The sequence below is a fragment of the Marinomonas atlantica genome (genome assembly GCF_001639725.1).
GTDB lineage: Bacteria > Pseudomonadota > Gammaproteobacteria > Pseudomonadales > Marinomonadaceae > Marinomonas > Marinomonas atlantica.
Genome location: NZ_LTAW01000005.1, coordinates 382,552 through 397,192 on the forward strand (window position 1 = coordinate 382,552; position 14,641 = coordinate 397,192).

13 protein-coding genes are annotated in these 14,641 nt (G+C 41.6%); 10 read left to right on the top strand and 3 right to left on the bottom strand.

All coding sequences use genetic code 11. From position 1 onward, the window contains the following. Nucleotides 1-261 precede the first annotated feature (261 nt). The 5 genes from AYW75_RS11480 to AYW75_RS11500 all read left to right on the top strand — a co-directional run bounded on the left by AYW75_RS11480 (nt 262) and on the right by AYW75_RS11500 (nt 6,170). The gene (locus AYW75_RS11480) at nt 262-1,572 is read left to right on the top strand and encodes an aminotransferase class I/II-fold pyridoxal phosphate-dependent enzyme (protein ID WP_067099536.1); all 1,311 of its coding nucleotides are present in this window, start codon (nt 262-264) and stop codon (nt 1,570-1,572) included. Between the two features lie 234 nt (nt 1,573-1,806). Continuing rightward, entirely contained in the window at nt 1,807-3,813 is a 2,007-nt protein-coding gene (locus AYW75_RS11485) for a GTP-binding protein (RefSeq protein WP_067099538.1), read from the top strand. 296 nt (nt 3,814-4,109) lie between these two features. Beyond that, nucleotides 4,110-4,982 (top strand): mechanosensitive ion channel family protein, encoded by an 873-nt coding sequence (locus AYW75_RS11490; RefSeq protein WP_067099540.1) that lies wholly within the window; start codon nt 4,110-4,112, stop codon nt 4,980-4,982. A 78-nt stretch (nt 4,983-5,060) separates the two neighbouring features. Further along, nucleotides 5,061-5,618, top strand: coding sequence for a Crp/Fnr family transcriptional regulator (locus AYW75_RS11495; RefSeq protein ID WP_067099542.1), 558 nt, complete (start codon nt 5,061-5,063; stop codon nt 5,616-5,618). Nucleotides 5,619-5,687: 69 nt separating this feature from the next. Beyond that, the gene (locus tag AYW75_RS11500) at nt 5,688-6,170 is read left to right on the top strand and encodes an anthrone oxygenase family protein (protein WP_067099544.1); all 483 of its coding nucleotides are present in this window, start codon (nt 5,688-5,690) and stop codon (nt 6,168-6,170) included. A gap of 95 nt (nt 6,171-6,265) precedes the next feature. Here AYW75_RS11500 and AYW75_RS11505 read toward each other — a convergent pair whose 3' ends face one another. After that, entirely contained in the window at nt 6,266-7,978 is a 1,713-nt protein-coding gene (locus AYW75_RS11505; RefSeq protein ID WP_067099546.1) for a thiamine pyrophosphate-dependent enzyme, read from the bottom strand. Between the two features lie 268 nt (nt 7,979-8,246). Between AYW75_RS11505 and AYW75_RS11510 the strand changes: the two genes are divergently transcribed. After that, nucleotides 8,247-9,371 (top strand): App1 family protein, encoded by a 1,125-nt coding sequence (locus AYW75_RS11510; RefSeq protein ID WP_067099548.1) that lies wholly within the window; start codon nt 8,247-8,249, stop codon nt 9,369-9,371. 179 nt (nt 9,372-9,550) lie between these two features. Here AYW75_RS11510 and AYW75_RS11515 read toward each other — a convergent pair whose 3' ends face one another. Together AYW75_RS11515 and AYW75_RS11520 are read right to left on the bottom strand one after the other, a co-directional pair. Then, on the bottom strand, nt 9,551-10,234 hold the full coding sequence (locus tag AYW75_RS11515) for a hypothetical protein (RefSeq protein ID WP_067099550.1): 684 nt from the start codon (nt 10,232-10,234) through the stop codon (nt 9,551-9,553). 161 nt (nt 10,235-10,395) lie between these two features. Next, nucleotides 10,396-10,773 carry a hypothetical protein gene (locus tag AYW75_RS11520; protein ID WP_067099552.1) on the bottom strand — a complete coding sequence of 126 codons (378 nt, stop codon included), beginning with the start codon at nt 10,771-10,773 and terminating at the stop codon, nt 10,396-10,398. 554 nt (nt 10,774-11,327) lie between these two features. Here AYW75_RS11520 and parS point away from each other — a divergent pair. From parS to AYW75_RS11540, 4 genes are all read left to right on the top strand, one after another. Then, nucleotides 11,328-11,774 (top strand): type II RES/Xre toxin-antitoxin system antitoxin, encoded by a 447-nt coding sequence (gene parS / locus AYW75_RS11525; RefSeq protein ID WP_082856495.1) that lies wholly within the window; start codon nt 11,328-11,330, stop codon nt 11,772-11,774. After that, nucleotides 11,774-12,238: an RES family NAD+ phosphorylase gene (locus tag AYW75_RS11530; RefSeq protein WP_067099554.1), complete on the top strand. Its 465-nt coding sequence runs from the start codon at nt 11,774-11,776 to the stop codon at nt 12,236-12,238. The genes parS and AYW75_RS11530 overlap by 1 nt, the downstream gene beginning before the upstream one ends. A gap of 72 nt (nt 12,239-12,310) precedes the next feature. After that, nucleotides 12,311-13,285 (top strand): transposase, encoded by a 975-nt coding sequence (locus tag AYW75_RS11535; RefSeq protein ID WP_067099556.1) that lies wholly within the window; start codon nt 12,311-12,313, stop codon nt 13,283-13,285. Nucleotides 13,286-13,708: 423 nt separating this feature from the next. Beyond that, a complete protein-coding gene (locus tag AYW75_RS11540; RefSeq protein WP_067099558.1) occupies nt 13,709-14,188 on the top strand; it encodes an Sbal_3080 family lipoprotein in 480 nt (159 codons plus the stop codon). The last annotated feature ends 453 nt before the right edge of the window (nt 14,189-14,641 follow it).

Sequence of the window (14,641 nt, forward strand, 5' to 3'; positions counted from 1 at the left end):
TTCAGCTTTCTTCTTTTTCCTTCTAGCAATTTATTAAGTTCTATTCTTTAAGGCTTTTTAGCTCAACAGCATATTTTCGAACATTGCTAATTAGTAAAACGCCTCGCCCTAAAGCGCGTCGTTGTACTGTTAGCAAAAGCCTTTCATTTATTTCCTGCAATTTTATCTTATGATTTGATGCATTTTAATCGTTACATTCTACTAGGTGGGTTGCGTTAGCATCTTTCAAACATTCACAAATTTGATAATGAAGCTTATTCAATGACAACTCTTATCGACAAAACGCTGATCAACAACGCATTAGACAAAGCAAACATCTCTGCACTTTCTCGTGCAGGTATTCGAGAGCTGGTGTCTTTGGTTAATCAACTTGAAACAGAGTCAGGGCAGCGGTTTATTCGAATGGAAATGGGCGTACCAGGCCTAGAGGCGCCTTCAATTGGTATAGAAGCTGAAATTGCAGCCTTAAAATCTGGTGTAGCGTCTAAATATCCTATGATTGAGGGTGTTTCATCTTTAAAGCATGAGATTAGTCGCTTCTGCAAAGCATTTCTAAATATTCAAGTAGACCAAGCTGGCTGTTTTCCAACCGTTGGTTCTGCTCAAGGCGCCCTAGCCTCTTTTGTGGTGGCAAACCGACTTCGCGAAAATGGGAAAACACTGTTTATTGATCCGGGATTTCCTAACCAAAAGCGTCAATTGGCAATGTTAGGGCAACAATGGGGAAGCTTTGATGTTTACGAACACAGGGGTGATGCACTTGAAGAGGCGCTAGAAAAACACTTATCTAGTGGAGAGTATACAACGCTGCTTTACTCAAACCCCAATAACCCAGCTTGGATTTGTTTTGATGAGAAAGAACTGCAAATCATTGCCAAAGTAACAAAACGTTATGATGTTATTGTCATTGAAGATTTGGCGTATTTCGGAATGGACTATCGAAAGGACTATGCAAAGCCTTTCCAAGCACCATTCCAACCAAGCATTGCCCACTATACAGACCAGTATATATTGCTGATTTCTAGCTCTAAGGTATTCAGCTATGCTGGCCAAAGGGTCGGTTGTTTAGTGATATCAGACGCACTGTTTGCGCGAGAATGTCCGACATTAAAACCATCACTTGGTCAAACTTTGTTTGGTAAAGCCATCACATTAGGGGCTTTGCATAACTTTTCTTCGGGTGTCACTCACTCAGCACAATATGGGTTGGCCGCAATGTTAAAGGCTGCTAGTGATGGCGAGCTTCCATTTTTGCAGATCACAAAAATCTATAAAGATAGAGCTCAAGAGATGAAACGAATGTTTCTTGAAAGCGGCTTCAAGTTAGTTTACGAAAATGACAATGGCGAATCATTAAGTGATGGTTTTTACTTCACTTTGTCTCATCCCTACATGGATGGCGACACATTAATGAAAACACTGTTGTGCTTCGGTATCAGTGCAATTTCCTTAGCAAATACCGGTTCGAAACATACCGATGGCATTCGAGCTTGTGTTTCTCAAGTTCAAGACGAACAGCTAGACGATCTAGCCGCGCGCCTTAAAGCGCTTCACGATTCGCTTAAAAAATAAAGATGATCTATCAGTAGTTAGTTAAAAAAGAGGGATCTCACCCATATTAAAAGTGAGATCTCTTTTTTAGTATAAGGCAATTTAAAAGCACAGCTGGGATTGTGTCGATTCAAGATCAAACATCCGAATTATTAACGTTAATACCTATTTTTACTGTCTTCACAATCTTTTGTCATTCGTACTCCTGCACTAACCAAAGTAAACTATGCGCATATTTTTAGCTAGAGATTACACGTGACGAAGGTTTGTAAAAATATTGGCATTGTGGCCCATGTAGATGCGGGCAAGACCACCTTAACTGAACAGCTGTTATTTGCTTCGGGCGCGACGCGAAAAGTGGGCAGTGTCGATGACGGTACGACAGCAACGGACTCTCTAACAGTAGAACGTGAGCGAGGCATTTCTGTTCGATTAGCAACTGAAACCTTCTATTGGAACGATCATCAAATCAACCTGATTGATACCCCAGGGCATGTTGATTTTAGTGCAGAAGTGGAACGCTCTTTGCGAGCGTTAGATTGCGCCATTCTTGTAGTTAGTTCAGTCGAAGGTGTTCAAGCTAATACCAGCAGCATTTTTGATGCGCTACAGTATCTCAATATCCCAACGCTCATTTTTATAAACAAGCTTGATCGAGCAGGTGCAGATGTTGAACGTGTCATGGATGAAATCCATCAAGAACTCAGCCCTAATGCTGTCTTATTACAGCAACCAAGCAATTTAGGTCAAACCGATGCCGGAATATCGGATGGCTGGTTAAAAGCAAGCACCCCTAGCCAATTCACAAGTGAAGAACTTGAGCCATGGTTACAGCCGTTGCTTGAACGCTTGACCGAGTTAGATGATGAGTTGCTTGAGGCCATTATAGAAAGTGTGCCAGTAACATTCGAGGAAGTGGACCAGAAACTTAGTCATGCTATTTCCTGCAACGAAATTTATCCTGTATTCACGGGTGTTGCCAAAGCAGGAATTGGCATCAATGAATTTCTAAACGCCATAATTCATTACTTACCTAATGCCAAACAAAATATTAATGCCGCACTTTCAGCGGTCGTTTTTAAAATTGAGCATGATCAGCGTATTGGCAAAATGGCTTATGTTCGAGTGTTTGAAGGCACTCTCAACGCAAGAGATAAAATTCACAACGCTACTCGTAGTCACGAAGCACATGTTATTGAAGACAAAGCAAGCCAAGTTAAGCGCGTGATACGCGGTAAATATCATGATATGGATTGTATCGAAGCAGGTGATATTGGCGTTGTCAGTGGTCTTCATTCCGCAAAAATAGGCGATATATTAGGGCTTGGTGATGCTGTTCCTGATGCCTATCAGCTCTCCGCACCACTTTTAACCGTTCAAGTAATACCAGATAATGAAAAAGATTTTAGCGCGCTGGCAAGTGCGCTAACAGAGCTTGCTGATGAAGATCCGCTGCTTAATCTAGAATGGCTAGTCGAACAGCGAGAGCTTCACGTCAACATCAATGGCTGGATTCAAGTTGAAGTGTTGCAAACAATACTTCAACAGCGTTTTGCTATTCAAGCTACATTCAAACAACCCAGTATTATCTATAAAGAAACTCCGACCCAACCTGTTGAAGGGTACGAATGTTACTGGATGCCTAAACCTTGTTGGGCTATTGTACGCTTCTTGATTGAGCCAGCTCAAAGAGGCTCAGGTGTGCATTACGAATCAAAAGTCAGCGTTAATCAAATCGCTGCAAAGTATCAAAATGAAATTCAAGCCAATCTCACTAAAGCGTTAAAACAAGGTATCAAAGGTTGGAGCATCACGGATGTCAAGATTACCCTCATCGATGGCTCCGATCATGTTCAACACAGCCGCCCTGGTGACTTTATAATTGCCACACCTATGGCGATCATGAATGGTTTAAACGAATCTGATACCGATTTACTCGAGCCTATTCTAGATTTTCAGATTCAAGCGGATAGTGAGCTGCTTGGTACCCTCACCAGTGACATCACTAAAATGCGCGGGCATTTTGACGCCCCAGAGTTTCAAGGGAATCGCGTTATCATACGAGGAAAATTCCCTGCTGCTACATCACTAGACTACGCAATAAAACTTGCTTCATTGAGTGGGGGCCATGCAAAAATGAGCACACGCTTATCAGGCTATGAGATCTGCTCACCGGAACAAGGACAAACTACAGCTTACCGTGGCATCAGTCCATTAGAGCGAGACAAGTACATACTTTGGGCTCGTGGCGCACTGCAGTAAGGTGTGTGTTCGCCTGACAATCAGCCAGATTTTAAAAAATTAAATAGATATATTACTTTATTTTTTATTGGATGGTGCTTAGTACCTACTAATTCCCTCTTCATCTTTTACACGTATTTTTCAAGTCCAAGTTCTATTGCAGAGATGGCGATACTATTGATCGCAATAAGGGGCCATTCCATAATCAATTCATTTGCGTAGGAGGCGTTCCTGCTTTGGTCTATAATCGACCTAAAATATGCACCCAACCAGAATGCTAAGGCATTCAAGTTTCAGTCTTTTTAAGGAGTATACGGATGAAATTTATTGAGCCTCTGCACGAGAAAGCTCACAACATGTGGTTGGGAACGATTGAAATGTTGCCTTTGTTCTTTATTGCAATCATCGTTTTAATACTTACGTGGTGCATTTCGGCTGTTTTAACGCACCTTTTAAGGCAGTCCTTTAAGCGCTCCAATATACGCCCTTCTTTACGAGATCTTTTTGTCACTTTAACTAAAGTGACCCTATGGACGATAGGCGTATTGTTTGCAGTCACCGTTATATTTCCAAGTCTAACCCCAGCCAAATTGCTTACAGTGTTAGGCTTAGGTTCTGTGGCAGTAGGATTGGCGTTTAAAGATATTTTCGAGAATTTTTTTGCTGGCATCTTAATAATGCTTCGAAAACCTATGCGCATTAATGATTACATCGAGTGCGAAGGTATCAGTGGACGAGTTGAAAAAATTACAGTTAGAGAAACTTATCTTCGTGAAGTCGACGATCAGCTTATTGTCGTACCAAACAGCTTTTTGTTTAAAAATCCTCTTTATATACTCACAGATCTCACCAAACGCCGTTTTGACCTAGTTGTTGGCGTAGCCTATGGCGAAGATGTTAATAAAGCGCGTGACATTATCATTGAAGCACTCGAAAACATTGAAGAGATAGATCAAGACCGCGGTATTGAAGTTTATGCCAGAGAATTCAACTCTTCTTCACTAGATTTCACCGTCCGCTGGTGGGCGAAATCCGACCCGCTGAGCATGCACGTAAGTAGGGATCGAGTCGTCACTGCCATCAAATATGGGCTTGATAACGCTGGTATTGAAATTCCGTTCCCATATCGTACACTGACGTTTAAGGAATCTTTGAGCCTAACGAGTCGAGAAGATGACTCTACAAACTAATGCTCATTTATGTGTAAAGTTAACCTCTTTGGTTCAAAGATTTTTTAAATCAAGCTACTGATTTGGGTTGTACTTTAAATGACACACTTTGCTCAACTTAGCCAACGCACACAAACTAAGCTCATGACTTTGGCTCGACCATTGGATGCGAACAAAAGTGACCTTTTGCTTTCTGCAGAGGCGCCTTGGACTTGTGTGTATTGGCTAAGTGAAGGTGTCGTACGCATGTATTATCTTGATCAAGACGGCCAAGAGCATAATAAACGTTTCTTTTTAGCGGGCGACTTATTTTGGCCTGTGACTCACTCACTTCGCACTAAAGCCATTGGTTTCTCAATTGAGACACTTAGCCCAGTTTTAGGGCAATATTGGTTGTTTGATGAGTTCAAATCTGCATTCAAAGACAATTTTGAGTGGCTAATCTTTAATCAGATTTGGATGGAGCGTCTATTAGAAGCCAAGCTTTCACGCGAGCGAGATTGGCTTCAGCTAACAGCTATAGCACGATACAGACAGCTGCTCGTCGATCAGCCGACACTGATAGATCAAGTCCCCGCTCACCACTTGGCAAGTTACTTAGGCATCACGCCTGTCACGCTATCTCGCTTGAAAAAAACGCATAATCTTAACAAATGATAAGGCGCTCGTTGTAAGTTCTCAGGATACTAAACGTCTCAGCACCGTTAGTTCAAAAGGAGCGCTATGATGACGAAGTTTCTATTAAATCAAAGCAAATTTATAAGCATTCTGTTGTTTGGCATGATGGCTGGATTCTTTGCCACCTATTCATTCAATGTGAACTATGCCATGCTGCAAGTAGACGGTGCGACATATGCCACAGTCCAATCCTTGTTTAATATCAATGTACGCCATTTAGGATTTTTTCTATGTTTCTTTGGCGCTGCCGTTGCTCCATTGATTACCTCTCTTTTACTATTTATTATTGCAAAGCGTAGAAAGGCTTTGATATGGGCTGTGCTAAGCTTGTTTTATATTTTTGCCATTATTGTATTTACAAAATTTGTTAATTTACCGCTTAATTATTACACCGAATCTTGGGCCCCCAATCACTTGCCGAACGACTGGCAAGAAATACGTGATAACTGGAACCAAGCCAACCTTTATCGCACATGGATAAGCATTGGCCTATTCAGCATAGCCCTGTCTCTTTCTATACAACGCACCTAGCCGAAGCATAGGTAGAGGTCTAAAAAACCACCAACACTTGCCAGTATTGGTGGTTTTACAGTTAGTAAAATAATGGCTGCGCAGAACTGGAGTTTCTAGCGAAGAAAATTATCTTTAAGCAAATTTGTCACTTCACTCATACGACCATTTAACACCGCTTTAATACCAAACAAAGCGGTTGAAGCTACCTGCCCTGCCTCGATTTTAGGAGGCATAACCAGTTCCATTGGGCTGACTTTAACATCTAATAAAGCGGGTTTATCAGAAGCTAGCCATTGCTTCATGGCGTTATCAATGTCTTCCGGCTTCTCAACTCGCCAAGCATCCAACCCCATTGCTTTTGCCACTTCTGAAAAATCAGGGTTTTTCAACTTAGTGAAGCTGTCTAGCTGGCCTTCAACACGCTGTTCCATTTCAACAAAGCCAAGGGACTCATTGTTGTAAATGAGCAGTTTAACCGGGGTGTTTTCCTGCACCAAGGTTAATAAATCCCCCATCAACATGGTCATGCCACCATCACCACATAGTGCAATGACTGGACGATCAGGATACGCTTTCGCAATCCCCATTGCCTGAGGATAAGCATTGGCCATGGTGCCATGAGATAAACTAGTAAGAAAACGGCGTGACCCTTTTGCTTCTAAATGGCGCAACAACCATACCATTGGTGAGCCACCATCTGCGGTAAAGATAGCATTATCACCTACTAACTCATTAAGTCTTCGTGTTACTGTTTGTGGATGTATCAAAGAGTGATCTGAAACTTCTTCTTTGCGATAACCCTCTAAATCTTTTTGCCATTGCTTTAGAGCTTTATCGAGATGGGCTTCATCGCTGCGTTGACTCAATTTTGGCAACAGCTGTTGGATGGTTGCCTTTACATCACCCGTTAAACCTAAGTCAATTGGGCAGCGTTTACCCAGATGGGTGGTGTCGAGATTAATCTGTGCGATTTTGGCATTAGTTGGGTAGAACTGTGTATAAGCGAAATCCGTTCCTAAACAGATTAATAGATCACAATCCAGTACGGCTTCCATACCTGCTTTATTGCCTAAAATCCCCGTCATTCCTGCATGATAAGGGTTATTTGGCTCAATAAATTCTTTCGAGCGTGTACTGTGGACGATCGGAGCATTAAGACACTTTGCTAACTGAATAAGCTCTTCGTTGGCACCTTTTGCACCAATGCCCGCATAGAGGGTAATCTTTTCAGCCTCATTAATAAGTCCAACTAACTGATCCATTTCTTGTGGATTCGGATGAGTAACAGGCTGAGTGCGATGCACCGACCAATGCATATCACTGTGCATCTTTTCTTTGAACATATCACCATTTACCACCACAACGGCCACACCTTGATGGGCTAATGCTGCTTGAGCCGCTTGAGTGACAATTCGTTGAGCTTGATCAGGATGAGATATTCTTTCACAAAACACAGAGCATTGTTCATATAACTTGGTTTGATCGACTTCTTGAGGAAAATTAAGCCCCTCTTCTTGGCGATCCACGTTTGAAGCAATAAATACTAGGGGCGATCCATTTCGATGAGATTCAAAAATACCATTGATGAAGTGAAGACTGCCTGGGCCACATGTTCCTGCACAAAGCGCTAATTCTTGAGTCATGTAGGCTTCTGCGCCAGCAGCAAATGCCCCAACCTCTTCATGACGCACATGCACCCAGTCTATTTCAGAGATTCGAATTTTATCTGTAAAGTGGTTGATTGTATCACCAACAACGCCATAGCAGCGTTTTGCACCTGCGCTAGCTAATGTTTCAACGATTACTTCAGCAACATCTTTGCTCATCTTCATTTACTCCTTCATAAGGTATAAATTTATAATGACGCTGTAATTCACCTATGTCTCGTTTATAGAGCGACTTTCTTCGAATATGCAAAGAAGTACGTTAAAAACACAATGTTCAAAGAATACGGCTTAACAACCATATAGTTCACGAAAAATGACCCTCATAGATAAAACTAATACGTAACTTTTTACTAAAGATGTCATATTTGATAGCCTTCTGTACGACTTCTTTGCACTCCTTCATTAGCCCTGTTTCAAAGGATATAGAATGCACAAAACTGTTCGCCGATGGGTATATCGCCTTGAAAGACGCTATAACAAGTTCAAGCATCGTTTCAAACGTTGGCGGGGTTACGCTCCAGTGATTGTTGAGCCTTATATGACCTATGGTACAAAAGATGAATTATGGGTTTCCGGTCGACTATTAGAGGCTAAAGGTGTGCAAGGAACCATCGAAGACAGTAACTGGAAGAACTTCGTACACATGATGCGTCGCTACCTAAGCGCAGAAATTCCATTTACAGAAATTCAACTGACACTCGGTGCAGATAAACGTAATGTCTATACCGATGGTAATGGCTACTTTCATTACCGTTGGCCAACCCCTCCAAAAAAAGATGTTGAACAACCTTGGACAAATGTCACGTTACAACCCGCTGACACAGGGCTACCTAAAGCCCAGAAGCATACCGTGGCACAAATATCCATACCCGACGATAATGCTGAGTTTGGTGTAGTCAGCGATGTGGACGACACCATAATGCACACAGGTGCCACAAGCTTTTTGAAACATACCAAAACCGTCCTGTTTAACAATGCCCACAGCCGCACGCTATTACCCGGTACGTCTGAGTTTTACAGTGCGTTGCATAAAGGTGCTACGGGTAACGCTAATAACCCATTCTTTTATGTTTCCAGCAGCCCGTGGAATATTTACGATTTGATTGCCGAATTTATACGCATCAACAACCTTCCAAAAGGGCCTGTATTGCTAAAAGATTTTGGTTTACGTGAAGATCGCTGGTTTAAAAGTGGTCATCAAGATTATAAAACTGATCGTATTAAAACCATCTTAAAAACATACCCGAATTTAAAATTAGTCTTGGTTGGTGATTCAGGACAGCAGGATGTTTATGCCTATTTAAAGATTGCTAAAGCTTATCCAGATAGGATCTTAGCCGTTTATATTCGCGACTTAAAACCGAACGATCGATCGGAAAAAATCACGTCTGCAGCCAATGAATATGCCGACTACCAAGTACCTTTTGCTTTCATTCAAGACGCTGGTGATGCCGTTGAGCATGCTAAAGAACTCTGCTTGGTAACAGATCAAGCCGTCAAATCCGTTAAAATAGATGCCGCGGCAGATAAGTATGAAAATACTATTGATTAGTGCAATTACGAAATTTACTTTTTAGCAAGCAGATACCTTATCTAGGATTTGGATGCTGAAAATGTAGACTTTAATCAAAGGTCCAAAATATGGCTATGCCGCTTTAATGGCATTATAAAAAAGCCAGCTGTTAATGAAGCTGGCTGATTGCAAAAAATGTCAGTGGAGGTTATTAATATTTAAGAATCTGCATGTGACGTAGCTTCAAATGTTTCGATGTCTTCAAAACTTCCAAACCAAAATTCAGAGCTCAGCAAGCTGAATTTACGAGATGAACCGTTATCAGTGATTTGTTGCAATTGCCAAATAATGCCCGGTGCTTCTGCGAACGTATCACCTTGTATCTGATCTTCATAAAGGCGGTGTATTAAAGCATCTTCACTTTGACCGTTGGCCAATAAACGCACCATCGCAGACTGTGGTGAGGTATCAAAAATACCCATTTCTTCTTCATTGGTCGCTGACACCGTCAGCGCTAATGCAACGCCTGTTGGCTGCGCAAAGGTCCCATTGAAGGCTTCTCGCAACAGTGCGTATGCACTAAACAAAGCTTCATGGTAAAGGCAATTTGGATACTGCTCCCAAGCGCGATCATCCAGCATGTCGTGACTTAGCTGATCTACTTTGCCTTCTGTCAATTCTGGGAAAAGGTGCGTTAATACAATCGCTGCCGCTTCTTGGGGCGTTTGATCGTTAAAAGACATCATGCACATTTCGCGCAGCTCGGACGAACTCATGGATTCAACATCCTCTTCAAAGCCCATCAACGCTAGCATGGCTTTATAATCAGAATCGGACCACGCATTATCGATCTGCTTAATTTTTTTGAACGAATCAATTTGAACAGTAAATTTAGGTTGCATCGGGTACTCCTTGTTGGAACGCCTGCATTCAATAAAAGACGCTATTGATCTTTAATCATTTAATTCATGCTACGCCTAATAAAATGCTTTGAATAGCGACCAACGTTAAGATCCACTTTGTGCGCTAAATTGACAAATATAATCAAAATATACGATTCAAATTAGTCTTTAGCGTTCTCTGGTGAACTTTTCTGAGCCAATAACTTCGACACAACTGGGTCATTCTTATCTTCCCAGTCCAAATCATTCAGAGCTCCAGTCCCGTCTAAAAAAGCATATGCCGCTGCTTGCGCATCTAGGCCTCCTAGCTCCCTGCCATACACATAGTAAGCGATCATTTTCGATACCACACGATAGGCTTGAAACTCATCAAGCCTTAGCTTGAGCTCTTCTAATAGCAAGGTTGCATTCTTCCAACCATAGGCTTTCACCACAGCATGGCATGCATTTTCCTTCATCGAAGCTCCCTGCTCTACAGTTAATCCATGCATGACATAACCAATCTTACCGGCTGTATTCCAGTTATTAAAAAAGCCCAAAACAACACCTAAATAGACCTATGAATGTGCTGATAATTTTATCGCATTAAAAGAAGCCATACCCATTCGGATACCCCTCAAAAAATGCTTTTTCGCGTCAATCTAGATTTGTGGAGCCCAAAATTTTACTAAAAAAATAAGGCGGAAGACCTGACAATGGCAATAGAACTCATTATGGAACACACTCTATATCGGATAAATTATCGACCAAGAATACGTTTAAAATTTAAGCAACCGAGAAGCTATCATATAAGTTGAATTCGCCTGCTATCTATTATGGTAAACGTTTATTCAGTCGTCATTAGCTCAACAATTTTTGCATTCAAATCACGTAGGAATACAGAACGATTAAACCCTTCAGGATCTTTAGCAACAGGAATATCTTCCTCCTCTGTTAGCCACTTAGAAAAAGGCGCTATAAAATCGTAATGATGCCCTTTTACAACATCACTTTTTAAGTAAGTGTCTCGATTAGCTCAACCTAATAACTAGGTTAAAGTTGACGCAAGTGCTACAATAAATGTTGCAAGTGAAACAAGCGCAATGAGGTATATATGTCAATTAGAATATTTAAACCAAGCGGCAAAGCAAGAGATGGACTTATGGCAACACTGTCATTGTCAAGTGATCCAATTAGCGCTTCTTTGCAATTAGAAGAAGGCTTTGACACCTCGTTTCTAGATCAGATTGTTCAAAACTCAAGATTGGCACAAGCTACTGTGGTCAAGGTAGTCGGTATTGACCGAGCGACACTTAGCCGGCATAAAAAATCTCATTCTAAATGGCAGGGAGCGACAGCCACTAAAGTTTATAATGGTGCTCGTGTATTAGATGCCGCATTAGATTTATTTAATCAGGATCCTCAGAAAACTGAGCAATGGCTTAATACGCCGGCAATTGCGCTAGGCAATGTCTCCCCTTCTGACTACGCGAAGAATCCTTTAGGGCAAGAGGCCGTACTAGACCTCATTGGCCGTATAAAACATGGTGTAATCAGCTAGTGAAGCTGTTTCGTTTATGCAGAACGGAATTTGTTGACTCAGCATTTGATGGGTATGGCGCTCGTACGTATGGCGGCCGATGGAACCCAAAAGGTAAAAGCTGCGTTTATTTAGGCGAATCAAAATCCGTTTGCTTACTTGAGACGGTCGTTCATTTACATGACGCCAGTGCTCTCGATCAATTTACCATGCTTTCCATCGAAGTACCTGACAACTTGATTCTAAAATTTCCAGACGATGCTCTACCAAATAATTGGCACGCATACCCAGCCCCTCAGGAATTAGCCGATTTAGGTGCTGAATGGCTAGATAGCCAAGCCAGCCTCATTCTATTAGTACCCAGCGTTATTTCTGGTGACTACTGCGCCCTACTGAATCCAAACCATTCCCGCTGCAAAGAGTTTACTTCGCTAGCTCAAAGTGAAGCCTTTCGTATTGATCAACGCTTAGTTCAAAAACCCTAAACACAATAACTGTATATTTATACAGTTATTGTGTAAGCTTACCCAAAGACCTCAAGGAACGAGGAGTTGAGTATGCCAAAACCCAGAAATCAATTAATTAGCATCACTGACACGCCCTACTACCACTGTGTTTCCCGTTGTGTTCGTCGAGCCTTTATTTGTGGCGAAGACCCAGTGACTGGTCAAAGCTATGAACACCGAAGGGAGTGGGTTGAAAAACGATTGCTATTTCTAAGCCGTACCTTTGCCATCAAGGTTTGCGCTTATGCGGTCATGAGCAACCACACTCACCTAGTTCTCTTTATAGATCATGAAGCTGCAGAGAGCTGGACAACAGAAGAAGTCCTAACCCGATGGCATGCCATTCATAAAGGCACCATGATCACCAAGCAATATATGCTGCAAGGTCAAGTACCGGAATATCTACTGCCATTACTGGATGCAACTGTCGAATCATATCGCCAACGGCTAATGGACATCAGCTGGTTTCTGAGAGAGTTGAACGAAAATATCGCACGTCAAGCCAACTTCGAAGACCAATGTACCGGTAGGTTCTGGGAAGGTCGATTCAAATCCCAAGCCTTACTCGACGAAGCCGCGCTCATGGCGTGTATGGCCTATGTAGATTTAAACCCAATCCGCGCCAAGATGGCCGACACACCTGAAACCTCAGACTACACCAGCATCAAAAAACGCATCCATAGCGCCAAGCAAAACCAACAGCCTAAAACACTCTATCCATTTATTGGCAACCCACGAAAAAATCAACCCAAAGGTCTACCCTTTAAACTGGAAGACCACCTAGAACTTGTCGATCTCACTGGACGTATCGTGCGCCAAAATAAACGCGGTAGCATAGACCTATCCTTCGCCCCAATATTACAACGCCTCAATATCCCATCGGAAAACTGGCTTACCATCGCCACCCAATTCGAACAACACACCTTCGCCGCCGTCGGCACAGAAGCCATTCTATCCAACTACTACCAAAACGCCGGCTACAAACGAAGGCCAAAGATCAGTAAATCTAAAAAGCTACTGGCCTAATCGAGCTATTACCCTCCACACTTTTGCCATTACCTAACGGGTAAGACACCTGCTCGATTTAACACCATGAAAACAGCGAATATACAGCTAATTTCTAAACTAATGGCCACAAAAAAGCTAATTTCGAGTTAAACAGGCAAGTTGTTTAGTTCTGGTTAAAATTGAGTTACGAGTCACTTTTTATGGTGAGTGTTCTAATAACTGCGAATTCAACTCCTTTAAAGTGTGTACCTCATCTAACAGTTAATAAAATCCATTAAAATTAAAATTTTTACTTGTGCTAACTTAGATAAAGCTAATAAACTGCAAAACTTTATCTATTTAGCCATTATTGGTACATCGATTGAAATGGAAGTAATTAAAAAATCTGGTTCATAGTAGATATTTTGATCATTCAGTTAGTATTTATAAAAAGGAGAAAACATGCTTAAAAAACAAATTTTTGCATTAATAGTTGCATCATTTTTAGGTGGATGCGCCAATAACGCTATCGTTGACTTACAAAAACTTCAACCTAGTAGTATTGAAAACAAAACCATTCAGGTCATAGACGATGGCCGCACTAAGGATTCAATCAAAAATATCATTGCAAGCAAACTTGATCAGTATGGATTTCAATACCAAGTAGTTGATGTTACTGAATCTAATTCAGATGGAACCTCAAACCCTAAGCTAAGCTACTCCGCTAACTGGTGGTGGGATCTAGCAACTTATATGCGCTATTTAAACGTTGAAATTAAAGATCGTAACCAAACAATTGCTCTTGTTAAAATTGATACTGTAATGTGTGGTGGTTTTGATAAATTTGGATCTGCTCAAAAACGGACGGAAATCACTCTAGATCTGCTATTGAGCGACTTAAGCAAGGAAGACGCAAATCGACTTATTTGCTTAGGCTCCTAACGAAAAACCGCTACCTTTGAGTAGCGGTCCCTTACAAACTCAATCAATTCAAATTAATATCAAGTGGGTGTCCTGATTAATTCCCGAACAACACTCCTTCGCCGCCGTCGGCACAGAAGCCATTCTATCCAACTACTACCAAAACGCCGGTTATAAACGAAGGCCAAAGAGACAGCTACTAGTCTAACAAATCCCCTTCGCCCTTTTGCTATTACCTTACTGGTAAGGCACCCACTCGCCTCAAATTCAACAGAACAGTTCAAATAAAGCCTATTTTCCAACTAACACGCACAAAAAAGCCAGTCTCGATTGAAACTGGCTAGATATTTGGTGCTGCTTAAAACTGAGTTAAGAGTCACTTTTTAAGGTGGGTGTCTCAATTAACTAATCGATTCTGTTTCGGATAAAACTGGTCTGATCTTTGGCGCTTACCAGAATTGAATGATCAGTCAC

Excerpts from the sequence above, each read along its gene's own strand:
- AYW75_RS11480 (WP_067099536.1), top strand. The coding sequence starts at position 262 with ATGACAACTCTTATCGACAAAACGCTGATCAACAACGCATTAGACAAA.
- AYW75_RS11490 (WP_067099540.1), top strand. The coding sequence starts at position 4,110 with ATGAAATTTATTGAGCCTCTGCACGAGAAAGCTCACAACATGTGGTTG.
- AYW75_RS11495 (WP_067099542.1), top strand. The coding sequence starts at position 5,061 with ATGACACACTTTGCTCAACTTAGCCAACGCACACAAACTAAGCTCATG.
- AYW75_RS11500 (WP_067099544.1), top strand. The coding sequence starts at position 5,688 with ATGACGAAGTTTCTATTAAATCAAAGCAAATTTATAAGCATTCTGTTG.
- AYW75_RS11505 (WP_067099546.1), bottom strand. The coding sequence starts at position 7,978 with ATGAGCAAAGATGTTGCTGAAGTAATCGTTGAAACATTAGCTAGCGCA.
- AYW75_RS11510 (WP_067099548.1), top strand. The coding sequence starts at position 8,247 with ATGCACAAAACTGTTCGCCGATGGGTATATCGCCTTGAAAGACGCTAT.
- AYW75_RS11515 (WP_067099550.1), bottom strand. The coding sequence starts at position 10,234 with ATGCAACCTAAATTTACTGTTCAAATTGATTCGTTCAAAAAAATTAAG.
- parS (WP_082856495.1), top strand. The coding sequence starts at position 11,328 with ATGTCAATTAGAATATTTAAACCAAGCGGCAAAGCAAGAGATGGACTT.
- AYW75_RS11535 (WP_067099556.1), top strand. The coding sequence starts at position 12,311 with ATGCCAAAACCCAGAAATCAATTAATTAGCATCACTGACACGCCCTAC.
- AYW75_RS11540 (WP_067099558.1), top strand. The coding sequence starts at position 13,709 with ATGCTTAAAAAACAAATTTTTGCATTAATAGTTGCATCATTTTTAGGT.